12 protein-coding genes are annotated in these 18,319 nt (G+C 59.4%); 10 read left to right on the forward strand and 2 right to left on the reverse strand.

Annotation, left to right across the window (positions count from 1 at the left end; all coding sequences use genetic code 11):
* Positions 1 to 21 precede the first annotated feature (21 nt).
* Together ACRRQW_RS18475 and ppk1 are read left to right on the forward strand one after the other, a co-directional pair.
* A complete protein-coding gene (locus ACRRQW_RS18475) occupies positions 22 to 1,779 on the forward strand; it encodes a hypothetical protein (RefSeq protein WP_438483098.1) in 1,758 nt (585 codons plus the stop codon).
* 291 nt (positions 1,780 to 2,070) lie between these two features.
* Positions 2,071 to 4,233 carry a polyphosphate kinase 1 gene (gene ppk1, locus ACRRQW_RS18480; RefSeq protein ID WP_438483099.1) on the forward strand — a complete coding sequence of 721 codons (2,163 nt, stop codon included), beginning with the start codon at positions 2,071 to 2,073 and terminating at the stop codon, positions 4,231 to 4,233.
* A gap of 63 nt (positions 4,234 to 4,296) precedes the next feature.
* Here ppk1 and ACRRQW_RS18485 read toward each other — a convergent pair whose 3' ends face one another.
* Entirely contained in the window at positions 4,297 to 4,446 is a 150-nt protein-coding gene (locus ACRRQW_RS18485; protein ID WP_438483100.1) for a hypothetical protein, read from the reverse strand.
* 152 nt (positions 4,447 to 4,598) lie between these two features.
* Here ACRRQW_RS18485 and ACRRQW_RS18490 point away from each other — a divergent pair, with 152 nt between their 5' ends.
* Positions 4,599 to 5,168: a hypothetical protein gene (locus tag ACRRQW_RS18490; protein ID WP_438483101.1), complete on the forward strand. Its 570-nt coding sequence runs from the start codon at positions 4,599 to 4,601 to the stop codon at positions 5,166 to 5,168.
* Positions 5,169 to 5,220: 52 nt separating this feature from the next.
* Here the strand turns inward: ACRRQW_RS18490 and ACRRQW_RS18495 are convergent, their stop codons facing one another.
* A complete protein-coding gene (locus ACRRQW_RS18495) occupies positions 5,221 to 6,774 on the reverse strand; it encodes a POT-type proton-dependent oligopeptide transporter (RefSeq protein ID WP_438483102.1) in 1,554 nt (517 codons plus the stop codon).
* Positions 6,775 to 7,004: 230 nt separating this feature from the next.
* On the opposite strand from ACRRQW_RS18495, the gene ACRRQW_RS18500 reads away from it, so the two are divergent.
* From ACRRQW_RS18500 to ACRRQW_RS18530, 7 genes are all read left to right on the forward strand, one after another.
* On the forward strand, positions 7,005 to 7,310 hold the full coding sequence (locus ACRRQW_RS18500) for a hypothetical protein (RefSeq protein ID WP_438483103.1): 306 nt from the start codon (positions 7,005 to 7,007) through the stop codon (positions 7,308 to 7,310).
* A 122-nt stretch (positions 7,311 to 7,432) separates the two neighbouring features.
* Positions 7,433 to 8,800 (forward strand): sigma-54-dependent transcriptional regulator, encoded by a 1,368-nt coding sequence (locus tag ACRRQW_RS18505; RefSeq protein ID WP_438483104.1) that lies wholly within the window; start codon positions 7,433 to 7,435, stop codon positions 8,798 to 8,800.
* A 150-nt stretch (positions 8,801 to 8,950) separates the two neighbouring features.
* Positions 8,951 to 10,285 carry a sensor histidine kinase gene (locus tag ACRRQW_RS18510; protein ID WP_438483105.1) on the forward strand — a complete coding sequence of 445 codons (1,335 nt, stop codon included), beginning with the start codon at positions 8,951 to 8,953 and terminating at the stop codon, positions 10,283 to 10,285.
* Between the two features lie 497 nt (positions 10,286 to 10,782).
* Positions 10,783 to 12,036: an efflux RND transporter periplasmic adaptor subunit gene (locus ACRRQW_RS18515; protein WP_438483106.1), complete on the forward strand. Its 1,254-nt coding sequence runs from the start codon at positions 10,783 to 10,785 to the stop codon at positions 12,034 to 12,036.
* Between the two features lie 287 nt (positions 12,037 to 12,323).
* Positions 12,324 to 13,031 (forward strand): ABC transporter ATP-binding protein, encoded by a 708-nt coding sequence (locus ACRRQW_RS18520; RefSeq protein WP_438483107.1) that lies wholly within the window; start codon positions 12,324 to 12,326, stop codon positions 13,029 to 13,031.
* A 274-nt stretch (positions 13,032 to 13,305) separates the two neighbouring features.
* The gene (locus tag ACRRQW_RS18525) at positions 13,306 to 15,717 is read left to right on the forward strand and encodes an ABC transporter permease (protein ID WP_438483108.1); all 2,412 of its coding nucleotides are present in this window, start codon (positions 13,306 to 13,308) and stop codon (positions 15,715 to 15,717) included.
* A gap of 149 nt (positions 15,718 to 15,866) precedes the next feature.
* The gene (locus ACRRQW_RS18530) at positions 15,867 to 18,221 is read left to right on the forward strand and encodes an ABC transporter permease (protein WP_438483109.1); all 2,355 of its coding nucleotides are present in this window, start codon (positions 15,867 to 15,869) and stop codon (positions 18,219 to 18,221) included.
* The last annotated feature ends 98 nt before the right edge of the window (positions 18,222 to 18,319 follow it).

Genomic DNA, 18,319 nt, shown 5'->3' on the forward strand with positions numbered 1-18,319 from the left:
CGTTCTCACCCGATTTCCTGAATGAATAGTTTCTCCGAGCAATGTCTCGATATGGCTCGCTCAATGTTGAGCCACAACCTCGACGCCATCAACGCTGACGGCACCGTCACTCCAATTGCGGGCGAATCGCCCCGCGCCGACGAACCCGGCCACGTCGCCTTCGCCCTCGGCGAATATTACCGCGCCACCGGCGAGACCACGCTCAAAGGTTACGACCTGATCGACCTCACCGCCCGCTGCGTCACCGCACAGGCCTTTACCGAACCCGCTGGCGAAAACGGTCTCGCCTACGCCGCCCTCGGTCTCCTGTCGTTCGGCCCTTCGAAAGAGCGCAATCCCGTCTGGGAACGCCTCGTCGAAGAAACCCGCGAGCGCCTCGACAAACTCCTGCTCACGCGCAGCGACTACGACAATTACTGGCAGGCCTTCAACATCGCGAAAGCGGTGTGCCGTTTCAGCTTCGGTCTTTCCAAGAAAGACGAAACCTCGCGCCTCATCGAACGCATGGTCGAGCGCATCGAGCAAACCAGCTCGGCGGGCTTTTTCGATGACGCGGAGAAAGGCATCGGCGGTCACTTCAATCTCTACGGCGTAATGACCCTCGTCTTCGCCCGTTCCGCGCTGCAATTACACGCCAATTCTGCGCTCCGCGAACGCAAGCTGCCCACGCTCCGCACTTATGCGGAGAAATACATCAAGATGATGCCTGACCTCGTCCGCGCGGACGGTCTCGGCTGGGCTTACGGTCGCGCCGCCGGTGCTTACGGCCAGATGCACTGCATCACGCTCATCCTTCAAGGCCTGCGCGACGGCTGGATCGCTGACGACCAGAAAAACAAGTATTTCGATATCCTGCGCCGTCTGTTCTACTACTTCTTCCAGACGTATCTGGATCAAGAGCACGGCTTCCTGGACATTCGCGACGAAGAGCGCACTGCCTACGCTTCCCACACGACGCGCATGGCCAACTTCGACGCCGCGCGCTACCTGTGCCAATGGGCGCGTCTTTCGAACACCGTCAAGATGCCGGACAGCGTCAAAGTCGAGGCCCCGCGCACGACCGGGCGCTTCGTCATCTACGACAAGAGCAACCGCAAGGAACAAGGCCTTTTCCTCTACCGCGACGCCGAGTCCGGCCTGCAAGTGCAGATCCCGCTCGTCAGCTCCGGCACGGATTGCACGGCGGATAACCTGCCGTTCCCGCATTGCCCGGGTGTGTTCGACTGGCCGAACAATGTTTACCTGCCGGTCATGATTCCCGAACTCACGTTCGGCAACAACGTCACCATCCCGGCGTTCTACGGCACGAAGTGCGTCACGGGTCTCGGCCTGAAAAATTCCTTCTACTTCCGTTACGAGCAGCCTGAGTTGGTCAACACCAACGAAGAAATCGTCAAAGGCCTCGGCAGCGTAAAGGTCCAATGGACCTTCACCGGTTCGAAGATCTCCGCCGAATTTGCTTACACGGTTAAAAACCAAGTGACGCTCGACAAGTTCCGCATGGCGCTCGTCATCGGTGCACCGCACTCGAAATATCGCGTCGGCTCGTCGCCTGCGCTCGGCGCCGCCGGCCATCGGTGCTCGGTGCTGAAAGATGATTTCCACGGCAACTGGGCTGAAACCGAAGTCGTCACCGCTGACCCGAAATACAAGACGAACTACGGCAAACTGCACTTCATCCAGACATTCCACCGCGATCATCCGCTCGTCATGCGTCCCGGCCAGGTTTACCGCCTCGCCGTGAGCTTCGACCCGGATCTGACCGTCGCCGACGCGTAAGTCGAAACACCTCTTCAAAGCCCCGCCGAAACGCGGGGCTTTTTTCATCTCCCTATTTGGAATTCGGAACTCAGAAATCAGGAACTTTTCGAAAGCGACTCTGAGCGCAATCAAGCAACTGGAGCCCATGAACTAGGAGTTCGTTCCTGCTTTCCTGAGTTCCAGATTCAAAGCTGCCTGAACACCGGTTCGCTTTTGCGCCGCCGCCACGTTACATCTACGTTACGGGCTCGCTTCTGCCTCGTGCGACGGATGGCACCCGCGTAACCAACTCGCTGTCAACCCACCCACATGCCTCCCACTCCGCGCAAGCAACGTTCCCCCAAAATCACCGCCAAGACCGGCCGCTCGATCGTGCAGACCGCAGATGGCGGCGGGAAAATCGTCTACGCAAACCGCGAACTCAGCTGGCTGGCCTTTAACCGCCGCGTGCTGCAACAGGCCCAAAGCACCGCCAACCCCCTGCTCGAACGCACCAAGTTTCTCGCGATCGTCAGCTCGAACCTCGACGAATTTTTCGAAATCCGCATCGCCGGCCTCCTTCAGCAAAAAGATTCCACCGCCGGCGAAGCCAGCATGGACGGTCTTTCACCCAAGGAACAACTGAAGCGCGCTTTCGGCGAGATTCGCACCCTCGTCGACGAGCAATACAAGTGCTGGCACGAACTCCTCGTCCCTGCGCTCGCTAAGGAAAAGATCACTTTCAAGTCCGGCGCGCAACTCAACGCCAGCGACCGCGCGTGGGTCGAAGCGTATTTCACGAAACAAGTTCTTCCCGTCCTCACGCCGCTTGCGATCGACCAAGCGCACCCGTTTCCCCAGATCGGCAACAAGACGCTCAACGTCATCGTCTCGCTCGATAATCCTGACACGCCGGAACAAGAAACGCTCACCGCAATTCTCCCGGTGCCGCGCATCTTGCCGCGACTCGTGCAGATCAATCCAGAGAAGTCAGGCCCGCATGCGTTCATTTTCCTGAGCGAAATCATCAAGCTTTTCGCCGGCGCACTTTTCCCTGGCTACCGCATGACGCATGCCCACGCGTTTCGGGTCACGCGCAACAGCGATCTCTACATCGACGACGAAGAGGCCGAAAACCTCCTGAAACGCATCGAGGAGGAATTGCGTAATCTCCGCCGTGGCGCCGCCGTCCGTCTTGAAATCGAAGCCGACGTCACCGAGCCGTGTTTCAACACGCTCTGCGAACACCTGCAGCTCGACGGCGATCGCGTCTTCAAACTCACCGGCCCGCTCAATCTCGTCCGCATGATGAGCCTGTCTGATCTCGTGGATCGCCCGGATTTGAAATACGCGCCATTCGCGCCCGTCGAACAGCCTGGCATCAACGCGACCGGAAATATTTTCAACTCCATCCAAAGCGGCGACATCCTGCTGCACCATCCTTACGAGTCGTTTAATCCCGTCGTGGAATTCGTGCAGCAAGCCGCGCGCGATCCCGATGTGCTCGCGATCAAGCAAACCCTCTATCGCACCAGCGGCGACTCGCCGATTATCGGCGCACTGATCGAAGCCTCGCGCAACGCCAAGCAAGTCACCGCGCTCATCGAGCTGAAGGCGCGCTTCGACGAAGCCAACAACATCAAGTGGGCGCGCGAACTCGAGGAAGCGGGCGTGCATGTCGTCTTCGGTCTCGTCGGCCACAAAACCCATTGCAAAATCAGCATGGTTGTCCGCCAGGAAGGCGGCACCGTGCGGCGCTACGCGCACTTAGGCACGGGAAATTACAATCCGAAGACCGCCCGTCTTTACACCGACCTCAGCCTGTTCACCTGCCAGCCGGACATCACGGCGGAAGTCGCGATGCTGTTTAACGCGCTCACCGGTTTCTCGCGTTCTCCTGAGTTCAAACACCTGATCGTCGCGCCTTTTAACATGCATTCGCGCATTCAGGAACTCATCGCGGCCGAGGCTGCCAACGCCGCCGCTGGCAAACCTGCGCGCATCATCGGCAAGATGAACAAACTCGTCGATAAGGTCACCATCGACAATCTCTACGCCGCGTCGCAAGCCGGCGTAAAAATTGATCTCTGTGTGCGCGCGACCTGCTGTTTGTTGCCCGGCGTCAAAGGCCTCAGCGAAAACATCCACGTGAGAAACATCGTCGGTCGTTTCCTTGAGCACTCGCGCATTTATTATTTCGAGAACGGCGGCAACCCGCTGCTTTACTGCGGCAGTTCGGACTGGATGACGCGCAATTTCTTCCGCCGGGTCGAAGCGCTTTATCCGGTTTACGATACTGCGCTCAAGACCCGCATCATCAGCGAAATTCTCGGTGCTGAATTTAAGGACAATCTCGACGCCCAGGAGCTCCAGCCTGACGGCACCTACCTTCCGCCCGCGCGCAAAGAAGGCGAAGAGCCCTTCAGCTCGCAGCGCTTCTTTATGGCCGCCGCTCAGAAACGTGCCGCCGCTCAGCTCGAAGTCGTCGGATAATTGGCATTAAAAAAGCCGCCCGGAAATGGGCGGCTTCGTTTTGAACCAATGCGCTGTTTTGCTTCAGCGTTTAAATCCGCCGGCAATCCAGACGATCAGCACGATCAACAGCACGAGGCCGAGACCGCTGCCACCGATGACCGGGCCGCCAAAATAAAATCCGCCGCCGCCGAGCAAGAGAAGAACCAGGATGATGAGTAATAGGGTGTTCATGGGCCAAGAGAATAGCAGCCCCTCGGTCTTTCGAACATCAGGCCTTTCCCCACCCGTCTCGCAGGGAAACTTGCATATCCCGTTGCCGGAGACGCCCCTCCGATACGCAATTTGACGGCACATTCAAGGCGCGTATCTGTCCTAGCTAAATCATGATTTCCTCTCTGAAAACTACCTCCGGTCTCGTTGCGCTGATCGCGCTTTCGGCTTCGTCCCTTTTTGCCCAGGAAAGTGGCAAAACCGCGAAGTTGGCTGACGCCGCCGAAAAATCAAAACCCGCCGTCGCGGATAACGCGCCTACGCCGATCGACGGTTACGTTTACGTGGATGCGTTGCCCACGCCGACCCAACTTTCCGACGAAGCGGATCGCGAGGGCTTGATCATTAAACGCATGGAACGTTCGCCGGGCCGCATCGTGGTAGTTTACGAATACTCAGACGGTCGCACGCGCGCCTTTGCGTATTCGACCACGAGTCTCGACACCGTCGCGCGCCCGACCACACCTTCGCCGACCGTCGTATATCGCGACGCCGAGCCTCGCACCACGGTCATCTACACTGAACCGGAACGCGTGATTTATTACGAACGCCCGACTTACATTCGCTCCTATGAACCTGTGCGCGATTTCTGGGCGCCAGTTTCAATCGGCGTTGGTCTCGGTTTCGGATTCGGCCATCACCATCACCACCACGGTGGATTTCGCGGCGGCTGGAGGCGCTGAGTGCCGCTGATCCAGTATTTCAAAATGAGGCGGGCTTCGCGGCCCGCCTTTTTCATGCCTTCCGGTAGTAATCTTTCACCGGGTAAGTCCTCGCAACCAACCCGAACGCCAGGGCCGCGGCAAATGCGAACGCCGCGAAGAAAAACATCTGAAACGCCGTCACGCCGAATCCGGTCGATTCGATGAAAGTGGTGACGGAGCTGTTCTTTACGCCCGCATTCACGACCAGCACCCAGAGGTTTCCGATGGTCACAGCGAGACTCCAGAACGCCATGAGCACGCCTTTCATCGCCTGCGGCGCCTGGCTGTAGGCGAATTCCAATCCAGTGGTTGATACGAGCACCTCGCCGAGCGTGAGCAACGCATACGGCAGAATTTGCCATGTGATCGAAAATGCCGTGCCGCCATCCAGCACGACTTGCATCGCACCGACCGCAATCCACGCGAGGCCGGAAAACGCGATCCCCGCCGTCATGCGGCGCAACGCGGTCAGTTCAAAGCCCCAACTCTTCAGCGCCGGATACAACACGAAATTGTTGAACGGAATTAAAATCATCACGAGCGCCGGATTGAGTGCCTGCATCTGCGACGACTCAAACCACGACGGTTTCGTCATCGCATTCGCCTGCAAAACCCACGTCGAAGCCTTTTGGTCGAACAGCGACCAGAACGGCGTCACGAGGAAAAACAACACCAACACGCGCAACACGGTGCGCACGCCGTCGACCGCTTCATCGGGATGCTTCGCGCGCGCTCGATCGAGTTGGAGCCACACGCCGATGCCCGCGAAAGCCAGCAGCGCCACGAGCGCCGAGCAAAACGACACCACAAAGCCAAAGGTCGGCATCAACGCGAAGGAGCCCAGCGCCGCCACCACTCCGACCACCGCGAATAGTTTGCCGGTCGTGCCGGCGGTCAGCGCCGTCTGGCACACGTTCACGAACGAGTGCGGATTCTTCGGCGCCGGCGGCACGAGCACATAATGTTTTTTACCGAGCCAGAGAATAATCGTGGCGATCAACATCAGCACGCCGGGAATGCCAAACGCGATCGACGCGCCGTAGCTGCGTAGAAAAATCGGCATGAGCAGCGACGCGAAAAAAGAGCCGAAATTGATAATCCAATAAAACGCATCGAACACGACTTTCGCGCGGTGCTTGTTCGATTGGTCAAATTGATCGCCCACAAACGCCGACACGCACGGTTTAATTCCGCCCGACCCGAGTGCGATCAAACCCAGGCCCGTGAAAAATCCCGCACGACTCGATTCGAATACCGCGAGACACAAATGCCCGACGCAGTAAATCAGGCTGAGAAAGAAAATCGTATTATACTTTCCGAAAAAGCGATCCGCGAGCCAACCGCCGAGCAGCGGAAAAAAATAAACGCCAATCACGAACGTGTGGAAAACGTGTTTCGCTTCGCCCGTCCGCTCCGCCTCGGGCATATCCATCAACAACGACGAAATCAGGAACACCGTGAGGATGTTACGCATCCCGTAGAAACTGAATCGTTCGCAGCCTTCGTTACCGATGATGTAAGGAATCTGGCGAGGAATCGGAGCCTTCGGATCCGGAGCCGCCACCGTCACAGGGGATGTCGTCATCGCGCCGACGCTGCCGCTCGCATTTAAAAGTGCAAGGCTCGGGCGCAGCGTCCCAATCGCGGGAATCACGCTTCCCGTCACCGCTTTAAACCCGGCCCGACACACCATCACTCACGCGATGCGAAAACCGCGGAGAATTTTTTATATCACTGCGATGCGCTCAGTTAGCTTCGCGCCCCCGACACTTGGCACGACGCTAGCAAAGAGAGTTTCACCAACTCGAAAATCTCATGAACAAGTCCACTCAACTTCCCGTCCTCCTCACCGCCACCGGCGTTTCCGGCGTGGCTCTTTACGCGCTCGTGAATCTCGCCGCGCTCGCCGGCTTTCAAGTCGCCGAAGTATTTGGGTTCGTCGCTTCCGCTGCGCTCATCGCGTTTTTTGTGAGCGACTACGCACGCCGCCCGCAATCGTTGCGCCTTCCCGCCGCGAAGTCCCGCAACGCCACCGCGATCACGGCGGTCGCCGCCGGCCCGCGCGCCCGCGCGACCGCCTACGGCCTGCCGCGTAATCGCCGCGATCGTCTCGCCGCTTAACCCGCGTCATTGCCTGTAGGTTGCGAGCTTGCTCGCAACGTGGCGCGCAAGCACCACCTACGCCACGACTCACCAAGCCTCGCTCTTGACACTAGTCGCTCGTCACTAGTCACTTCTCCGCAATGGCCGCCAACGAATCCGCACCGCACCGCATTCTCGTCGCCGATGATCAACCCGACGTGCTCGAAGCACTTCGCCTGCTGCTCAAGGCCGAGGGTTACCAAATCGAAACCGCCAAGTCGCCGAGCGCGGTGCTCAAGGCCGTGGAGACCAAGGATTTTTCTCTCGCGATCATCGACCTCAATTACGCGCGCGACACCACGTCCGGTCAGGAAGGGCTCGATCTCCTCGCGAAACTCCAAACCGCCGATCCCACCCTGCCCGTCGTCGTGATGACCGCGTGGGCGAGCGTCGAAGTCGCCGTCGAAGCGATGCGTCGCGGCGCCAAGGATTTTATCACGAAACCGTGGGATAACCCGCGCTTGCTCGCGATCGTCCAAAATCAAATCGAACTCGCGAGCGCCGTCCGCGCGTATCGTCGTCTCGAGCAGGAAAACCAAATTCTCCGCGGCAAAGGCGGCCCGAATCTCATCGCCCAATCTGTCGCGATGCGCCCGGTGCTCGAAATGATTTCGCGCGTCGGCCCGTCTGATGCAAACGTGCTCATCACCGGCGAAAACGGCACCGGCAAAGGTGTCGTCGCGCAAGCGCTGCATGCCGTTTCCGTGCGCGCCGGAAAATCCTTTATCTCGGTCAACATGGGCGGTCTCCCCGAAGGCGTGTTCGAAAGCGAACTCTTCGGTCACGTGCGTGGCGCTTTTACCGATGCGAAAGTTGACCGTGCGGGCCGCTTCGAACTCGCGGACAGCGGCACGTTGTTCATGGACGAAATCGGCAATATCCCGATGAGCCAGCAGGCGAAAATTTTGCGCACGCTCGAGACCGGCGAATTCGAACGCGTCGGCTCGTCCCGCACGAGCCGCACGAACGTCCGCCTGATTTCCGCGACCAATTCCGACCTGCCCACCGAAGTCGCCGCCGGGAAATTCCGCCAGGACTTACTTTTCCGTCTCAACACGATTCACATTCATCTGCCGCCGCTGCGTGAGCGTCGCGAAGACATCGCGTTGCTCGCCCAACATTTCCTGAAGGCCCACGTCACGCGTTACCGCAAAGGCATCACGGGCTTCGAAGACGGTGCGATCGAAGCGATGAAAAATTACGCGTGGCCGGGCAACGTCCGCGAACTCGATCACTCCGTGGAACGCGGCGTGTTGATGTCGCAAGGGAAAGTGATCCGCGCTGGCGATCTCGGCCTCAACGCCGGCCAGACCGCCCCGCGTCTCGACGACATGACCATCGAGGAAGTAGAAGCATTCTTGATCAAAAAGACCCTCGCCCGCTGCGACGGCAACGCCCGCCAGGCCGCCGAAGAACTCGGCCTCAGCCGCAGCGCCTTCTACCGCCGCCTCGAACGCTACGGGCTGTGAACTGGCCGCTGCGTTCAGGCATTATCGGTCATATTTTTTGACCACGGATTTCACGGATTAATACGGATAAAAGTTACTTCGCTTGTAACCCATCCGTGACTATCCGTGAAATCCGTGGTTAAAAAATTATCCGCCCACCACTGATCCCCGATGGCCGCCCCAAAAAAACGCCGTATCGCTTACGAGAACCGCGTGTTCTGGTATGTGCTGCTTGGCGGGCTGCCCGCAGTCGGCGTGGCCATGTATTATCTCTGGTTTAACGATCTCCATGATCTAAAATCCCAATGGACGCTCACGCTGTTCATCGGGTTTTGCTGGTTGGGTTTTGCCTTGAGCGTGCGTGAGCAAGTTATCCGTCCGCTGCAAACGATGGCGAATCTCCTGACCGCGTTGCGTGAGGGCGATTTTTCCGTCCGCGCGCGCGGCGCCAATCGCGACGAACCGCTCGGCGACGTAATGACGGAAATCAACATGCTCTCCGGCGTTCTCCAGGAACAACGCCTCGGCGCGCTCGAAGCCACGGCGCTTCTCCGCACGGTCATGGAGGAAATTGACGTCGCCATCTTCGCGTTCGACGCCAACGAAACGCTCCGCCTCGTCAACCGCGCCGCGCAGGAACTCATTGCGCAACCGGCCGAACGCATTCTCGGACGCCAGGCCGGCGATCTCGGTCTCGCCGACTGTCTCGTCGGCGAATCCACCCGCGTGCTCGCGCGCACTTTTCCCGGCGGCACCGGACGCTGGGGCATGCGTCGCACGAATTTCCGCGAAGGCGGTTTGCCCCACCAACTCGTCGTCATCGCCGATCTCAGCCAGCCGTTGCGCGAGGAAGAATTAAAAGCGTGGCAACGCCTCGTGCGCGTCATCGGTCACGAACTCAATAATTCCCTCGCGCCGATCAAATCCATCGCCGGCTCGCTCGGCACGATGCTGAAACGCGAGAAACGCGCGCCCGATTGGGAAGACGATATGCGCGGCGGTTTGGAAATCATCGAGACCCGCGCCGAAGGCCTGAACAAATTCATGCAGTCCTACGCGCGCCTCGCGAAACTGCCGGCGCCGAACAAACTGCCAACCGAGATCGCTTCGCTTCTGCGTCGAATCGCGACTTTCGAAACGCGTCTGCCCGTCGAAGTCCTCGGCGGCCCCGAGGTTACCATTGGTGCCGACGCCGCACAGATCGAACAGGTCATCATCAACCTGTTGAAAAATGCGGTCGAAGCCGCCGAAGAAACCGGCGGCGGCGTGCGCCTCGCGTGGCGCAAGAACGGCCCGGATTTCGAAATCACAATCGAAGACGACGGCCCCGGTCTCGCCAGCTCGCAGAATTTGTTCGTGCCGTTTTTCACCACGAAGCCCTCCGGCTCGGGCATCGGTTTGGTGCTCTGCCGCCAGATCGCCGAAAACCACGGCGGCTCGCTCACGTTGGAAAACCGGCCCGACGGCACCAACGGCTGCGTGGCGAGGCTGCGGTTGCCAGTCTAAAAGTTACTAGGCTATCGCGTGTTCGCGCAGCCACAGTCCAACGCAGAGCGCAAGAAGTAGCGTAAAACTCAAAATCACAAATAGGCCGAAGTTGGTCTGAGAACGTAGATCGGACTCTTGATTCTCAATCTGATCGCGAAAAGATTTTGAGAAGATCCAACGGAACCCGAGCACCACGGCTCGGAGTTTTTCCCACCAAACTAAAAACGCTCCCAGAAATATGAGCGGCAGAATCAGAATCAGAACTAGATAGGTCATCGAAACGAAGAGTCATGAAGTCTTAAATCCTTCAAGCGACTAGACCAAACTGCGACGAGTAGCGATATCACGACTCGAAAACCTATCCCATTATCGGGACAGTTTCTTCCCAGCATCGCTCTGGAGCGCAAATTCCGCGCAACGCAATAATCTCGCTTACAGCTTAAATTCAACAGCTTATAGCTATCTGCTGACTTGGCACGCGCGCTGCAAATATCGGGACAGCAAATACTCTTTTCATGGACATCGCCCGCCCTAACGCCGCCAAAGACAAACGCAAAAAACGCATCATTTACGCCGTAGTCGCCGGCGTCATTTTGATCGGAATCACGGTCGCGCTTTCAAAGCTCAAGCCCGCCGCTCCGACCGTTGAGCGCAACTTGGTCTGGATCGACACCGTGAAACGCGGCCCGATGGTGCGCCAAGTGCGCGGCCTCGGAACCCTCGTGCCTGAGGAAATCCGCTGGATCGCGGCGCGCACCCAAGGTCGCGTCGACAAAATTATCATCCGCCCCGGCACGCCGGTCGAACCCGGCACGCTCATTCTCGAGTTGACCAATCCTGACGTCGAGTCCGCCGCCGCCAACGCCGAGTCGCAACTCCTCGCCGCCGAAGCCGCGTTGACCAGCTTGCGCGTGCAACTCGAAAGCAGCCTGCTCGCCGCTGAAGCCACCGCCGCGCGCGCCAAATCCACTTTCGAAACCACCAAGCTCCGCGCCGAAGTGAATGAAGCGCTTTTCAAAGACGGTCTCGTTTCTGAGCTCGAATTGAAACTTGCGCTGGCCACCGCCGCCGACGGCGCCACGAACAACGAGATCGAGCAAAAGCGTTACGCGTTCACCAAGGAATCCATCAAGCCGCAGCTGGCCGTGCAGGAGGCTGCCGTCGCGTCGGCTCGCTCGCTCGCCAAACTCCGCCACGACGAACTCGAAGCGCTCCAAGTTCGCTCGAGCATCAAGGGTGTGCTTTCCGCCCTCCCCGTCGAAGTCGGCGCGCAAGTGCAACCCGGCACCAACATCGCCCGCGTGGCCGATCCGACCAAACTCAAAGCCGAAGTCCGCATCGCGGAAACCCAGGCGCGCGACATCGCCATCGGCCAGGTTTCCATGATCGACACCCGCAACGGCGTGGTCGAAGGCCGCGTCTCCCGCATCGATGCCGCCGTGCAAAACGGCACCGTGCTCGTCGACGTCACCATTACCAACGAACTTCCCCGCGGCTCCCGCCCTGACCTCTCGGTCGACGGCACCATCGAACTCGAACGCCTCGACAACGTCGTTTACGTCGGCCGCCCCGCTTTCGGTCAGGAAAAGAGCACCGTCGGTATCTTCAAGCTAAGCGTCGACGGCAGCGAAGCGAGCCGCGCGCAAGTCCAACTCGGTCGCAGTTCCGTCAACACGATCGAAATCGTGAACGGTCTCCAGCCCGGCGACAAAGTCATCCTCTCCGACATGTCGCCGTGGGATTCCAACGACCGCATCCGCCTGAACTAAAATCCTGTCGTGCTTTGCCCTGTCATCATTCTCTCCGCGCTCTCGTTGCTCATCGCCACCGAACCCGAGCAACATTCTGAGTAAGCGCTCATTTTATCTAACCACGGATAACACGGATTAAAACGGATCAATTCACAGATTCTGAACCATCTTAGTTTTTATCCGTTCAATCCGCCAAGATCCGTCCAATCCGTGGTAAAAAAAATCTCCCGAAAATCCCTGTAACTTCCGCCCCCTTTCACGGGTTACTTATACACACTCCGCTCAACTCAACTGTCCCCACAAACATGACCACCGAAAATCCGTCCCTCATCAAACTCGAAGGCGTCACCAAAGTCTTCCTGACCGACGAAGTAGAAACCCACGCGCTCTCCGGCATCCACATGGATATCCGAAAAGGCGAATACGTTTCCATCGCCGGCCCGTCCGGTTGCGGCAAGTCCACACTCCTCTCCATCCTCGGCCTCCTCGATACGCCGACCGATGGTAGCTACATCCTCAACGGCCGCCCGGTGCAGGGTCTCACGCTCCCCGAGCGCGCGCGCATCCGTAATCGCGAGATCGGATTCATTTTCCAATCGTTCAATCTCATCGGTGATCTGACGGTTTACGAAAACGTCGAGCTTCCGCTCACCTACCGCGGCATGCCCGCAAGCGAGCGCAAAACCCGTGTGACCGAAGCCCTCGAAAAAGTCGGCATGGGCCACCGCGCAAAGCATCTCCCGTCGCAGCTCTCCGGCGGTCAACAACAGCGCGTCGCCGTCGCGCGTGCGCTCGCCGGCCACCCGGCCGTGCTCCTCGCTGACGAACCGACCGGTAACTTGGACTCCAAGAACGGCGACGCCGTCATGGAACTCCTCCACTCGCTGCACCGCGCCGGCTCGACGATTGTCATGGTGACCCACGACACCCGTTTCGCCCGCCACGCCGGCCGCACCATTCACGTCTTCGACGGCCGCGTTGTCGAAGAACAAGTGGAAGCCGGTTCGCACTAAGTTAAAATCCTCCTCTGACTCTTTCTCTTTACTCTTTCTCTCCAGCCGTTTCACCGCCTGGCGAAAGAGAAAGAGTAAGAGAAAGAAGAAAGATTTTCAGGCCGCTTCATCTTTCAGTTCTTCCCCCGCGCGTCGAACGCCACATTCGATTCGCCGGTTTTGCCAGTTCGCTAGTTACACACTGATCTTTTCACCTCCGTCATTCGCAGCTGTTCGGGAACCGTCGGTGGTCATCCTGCCGGCCTCCGGATGGCGGCGGTGATTCTACGCACTTATGATTACCGAAGTCCGCTACGCGTTTCGCTCGCTGGGCAAAGCTCCCGGGTTTTCCGCCGCCGCCATTTTGATTCTCGCGCTCGGCATCGGCGCATCGACGGCGATTTTTTCAGTAGTCAACGCGCTGCTGCTCAAGCCGCTCGACTATCAGGACTCGCGCCAACTGGTGCAGATCCAGTCGAACCATCGTGAGCAAGGTGACTCATCGCTCGCGCCGGCGACATTCATGGATTTGCACCGCGATTTGAAATCGTTCGAGACGATTGCCGCGCAGCAATACTACTACGTCAATCTTACCAAGACCGCCTCTCCCGCGCTGTTGACCGAAGTCAAAGCGAGCGAGGATTACTTTAAACTCTGGGGCGTGCAACCGCTCCATGGCCGCACCTGGAATCGCGCCGAAACCCGTTCAGGTGGCGCGCCGATTGCGATTTTAAGCGCCAAGATCTGGCGCAGCCAGTTTGCCGCGCGCGAGGATATCATCGGCGAGACCATCATGCTCGACGATGTCGCGCACACCGTGATCGGCGTGATGCCCGATTCGTTCAGTGACCCGTGGGGGAATGCGGCTATCTGGCGCCCGATGCCGATGGACGGTTCTGAAACGCAAAATCGCAGCGCACGTTATTGGGCAGGGTTCGCCCGCTTGAAAACCGGAGTTACACGTGAACAGGCCAACGCCGAACTCGCCGCTTACGGGAGCCAGCTCGAAAAAACTTTTCCTGAAAATTACCAGGGCTGGACGCTGCGCTCCGACGACTTGCAAACGCTCAGTGTCGGCAGTTATCGCACCGGATTGTTCATCGTGTTGGGCGCGGTCGCTTGTGTGCTGCTGATCACCTGCGCCAACGTCGCCGGGCTCGCCATCGTGCGCGCCATGAGCCGCCGCAAAGAGTTCGCCGTGCGCGCCGCCATCGGCGCATCGCGCAAACATCTCATCCTGCAGACGCTCACCGAGAGCCTGGCGCTCGCCCTGCTCGGCGGCTCGCTCGGTGTGGTGCTCGCCAACTACGGCATTGCCTCGATCATCTACGTCGTCGGCGATGGCTGGTTGCCGCGCGCGCAAGAAATCACGCTCGATATGCCCGTGATGCTCGCCTCGTTAGCGCTCACCCTCACGACCGGTGTCGCCTTCGGGCTCGCGCCCGCGTGGAGCGCGTCTCGCGCCGATGCCAGCGAAGTCCTCAAAGATTCCGCCGGACGCGGCTCAGCAGGCCCGACTTCGCGCCGGATTCGCTCGGGCCTCGTCGTGGTGGAAATCGCGCTCGCTCTGATTCTCCTTGTGGGCGCAGCGCTGCTCGGACGCAGCTTCACATCAATCTTAAAACAAAATCCCGGTATGCGCACCGAACAGGTGCTCGCGATCGGCCTCTCGCTCTCGGAAAAACGTTACCCTGTCACTGACTCGGAAGCGCGCCGCAGTTTCTACGTCCGCACTGAACAAGCAGTCAGCACCGTGCCGGGCGTGGTCGCCGCCGGCTTTACCCAAACGCTGCCGTTCACGTGGGGCATTCCGATCACGCTCATTCCCGACGGCCAGAGTCTCGTCAACGACCAGAACGCGCCGTCCGCATTCTACGATTCAGTCAGCGTCGATTTCTTTAAAGCCACCACGATTCCGTTGATTGGCGGACGCACTTTCTCCGAAGCCGACAACGCGAAAGGCCGCCCCGTCGTCGTCATCAGTGCTGCCACCGCGAAAACTTTTTTCGGCACCGAAAATCCCATTGGACGTTTCTTAAAAACCACCGATCCGAAACAAACGACGCGCTTCGAAATCGTCGGCGTCGTCGGCGATGTCGCGCGCAACGGCCTCGGCCAAAACGTAGTCCCGCTGCAAATTTATCGTCCTGTGCTGCAACGCCCGCCGGCCTTCGCGACGCTGCTCGTGAAAACAGCCGTGCTCCCCGAAAGCGTTTCCCAAGCGGTGCAACGCGCGATTTGGAGCGTCGATCCCGACCAGGCGATCGGCTCGGTCAACACGGTCGAACACCTCGTCGCCAACACCACGACGCAACCGCGCCTCTACTTAATGTTGTTCGGTATCTTCGCCGGCATCGCGCTCGTGCTCGCTGCCGTCGGTCTTTACGGACTCGTTGCCTACAGTGTGGCCCAACGCACGCGCGAATTCGGCATTCGCACCGCGCTTGGCGCGAGCACGCGTGACGTGTTGCGCCTCGTTCTGAAGGAGAGTGTCCTGCTGGTCTTCATCGGATTGGCCTTGGGCCTCGGCGGCTCGCTGCTCTCCGCGCAACTGCTGCGACAACTTTTGTTCACGGTCTCCGCTTACGACCCGACGGTGTTCTTCATCGTGCCCACGATCCTCGCCGCCGTGGCGTTACTCGCTTGCCTGATCCCCGCGCGCCGCGCCGCCAAAGTGGATCCGGCGATCGCCCTGCGCTCCGAGTAAATTTTTCTCTTTCCTCTTTCTCTTACTCTTTCTCCAAAAAAGTTACTGCTCACCGAGCCGGCCTGACGAAAGAGAAAGATTAAGAGAAAGAGGAAAGGTTTAAAAAAAAACGACTCACTTTCCGCTACGCGCTGCTCACTCCTTTCACCATGATCTCCGATCTAAAACACGCACTCCGCTCCTTGGCCAAGTCGCCCGGTTTTTCTGTCGTGGCCGTCGTCATTGTCGCACTGGGCATCGGCGCGACAGCGGCGATGTTCAGCATCGTCAACGCACTCGTGCTCCGTCCCATTGCGCTGCCGGATCCTGATCGGCTCGCCGTGGTGTATGAAACGCACCTGGAGCGCAATCTCCCGCAGTTCGCCATTTCGGTGCCAAACTACGTGGATTGGACGAATCGCAATCGCACCTGGGAATCGCTCGCGGCCTACACCGGTCGCACGATGAATCTGACGGAAGGCGGTGATCCGGAACTCGTGCAGGTCGGTGCCGTCACGGCAAATTTTCTGACCACGTTCGGCCGGCTGCCCGTCCTAGGAAATAATTTCCCGATCGAGGCCGACCGTCCGGGCGGCGAAAAACTCGCGATCATTTCGGATGCGTTCGCGAAACGTCGACTCGGTGGCACGGCCAGCGCGCTCGGCAAAACCCTCACACTGGACGGAACGGTTTACACCATCGTGGGCGTAACCGGATCCGAATCCGTGCTGCCGATTCAATTCGATGTGTTGGTGCCGCTCGCTGCCGACGCAGCCAAGGAGGAACGGATGGATCATTACCTCGACGTTTACGGTCGCCTCAAGGCAGGCGTCACACTGGAACAGGCCAACCTCGAACTGCAGGCCATTGCTAAACAAATCGAACGCGAACTGCCCAAAGCCGACCACGGTTGGAGCACGACCGTCGTGCCGCTGGAACGCGAAATCGTCAGCGCCAGCGTGCGCACCGGCATTTATGTGCTGCTCGGTGCGGTCGGCGTATTGCTGCTGATCGCCTGCGCGAATCTCTCCAACCTCATGTTGGTGCGCGCGTCAGCCCGCGCCCACGAAACCGCCGTGCGGGCCGCTCTCGGTGCCAGCCGTCCGCGGATCGTGCGCGGCTTCGTGGCGGAAAGTCTGTCGATCACGGCGATCGGTGGTGTGGCGGGTTTGCTACTTGCCTACTGGCTCGTCGCCGCCGTGCGCTCGCTCCCGCTGCCCCGCGCTGGAGAAATTTCCTTGGACTGGCGCGTGCTGGCAGTCGCGTGCGTCGCAACCTTGCTCACCGGTTTACTCGCCGGAGTTGGCCCCGCCCTGAAAGCCGCCCGCACTGACCCGCAGGAAGTATTAAAAACCCGCTCCTCGCGCGCCGGATCGCGTTCCGGCATGCGCGACTCGCTCGTCGTGCTGCAAATCTCGCTCTCGCTCGTGCTGCTGATTGGCGCTGTGCTGTTGGCTCGCAGTTTCTGGCGTTTGATTCGGGTCGATCCGGGTTTCAATTCCACCCAAGTGCTCACGCTCGCCCTGCGACCGACGCGCAATACGGTGCCGTTTTACGACGCAGTGGAGCGCGACGTCGCCGCTTTACCCGGAGTCACGCACGTGGGATCGATCAGCCGGCTGCCGCTCACTTCCGGCAACACCCAAAACGAAATCTTCGCGGTCGGCCCATCCGCCGTGGCGAACGACCAGCCCGTGCAAGCGAGCTGGCGGTTGATTCACGGCGATTACTTCAGCGCCATGCAAATCCCGCTGCTGCGCGGACAGGATTTCCGTAAGCTCACGCGCAACGAAGCGCGCAACGCCATGGTGATCTCCGCGTCCCTCGCGCGCACGCTCTGGGGCAACGATGATCCCATCGGTCGCCAGATCAAACGCATCAACGGCATCTTCACCGTCATCGGCGTCGTGGGCGACGTGCGCAGCCAGCAACTCGGCATGGAATCGATTCCGGCATTCTACATGTCGATCAACCGTTTCACTTACGGGCCGCAATCGCTGGTCGTGCGCACGACCGGGGAGCTGGCGCCTTTGGTCGCCGCGCTCCGCGAGACCGTCAAAAAGATCGATCCCAGCGTGCCAATTTTTCAAATCAGGCCCATGGACGAAATTCGCGCCGCCAGCCTGCAACAAGAGCGCACGCTCATCGCGTTGCTCAGCGGATTCGCCGGTTCCGCGCTGCTGCTCGCCGCGCTTGGCACTTACGGCGTGATCGCATTCGTCGTCCAACAACGCACGCGCGAAGTGGGCATCCGCATCGCCATTGGCGCGCAGACCACCGACGTGTTACGCCTCGTCCTCGGTCAAGGTGCGCGGCTGGCCGGACTCGGGATCGTCATTGGTCTCGTCATCGCGTTGGCGGCGTCACGCCTGCTTTCCAGCGTGCTCTACGCGACGCCGGCGACAGATGTGCTCAGCTATTTGGTCGCCGCATTCGCACTCGTGGTGACCGCCCTCGCCGCTTCGCTCATCCCCGCCTTCCGCGCCGCCCGTGTGAATCCGCTGCTCGCCCTGCGCGCGGAATAGGAATCTTTCTCTTTCCTCTCTCTCTTAATCTTTCTCTCGAAGTTTTGCCGTCTCTCCTTCTCCCATCGCAACCAATTCACCTGACGAAAGAGAAAGAT

The organism is Oleiharenicola lentus (assembly GCF_051660365.1).
Classification (GTDB): Bacteria; Verrucomicrobiota; Verrucomicrobiia; order Opitutales; family Opitutaceae; genus Lacunisphaera; species Lacunisphaera lenta_A.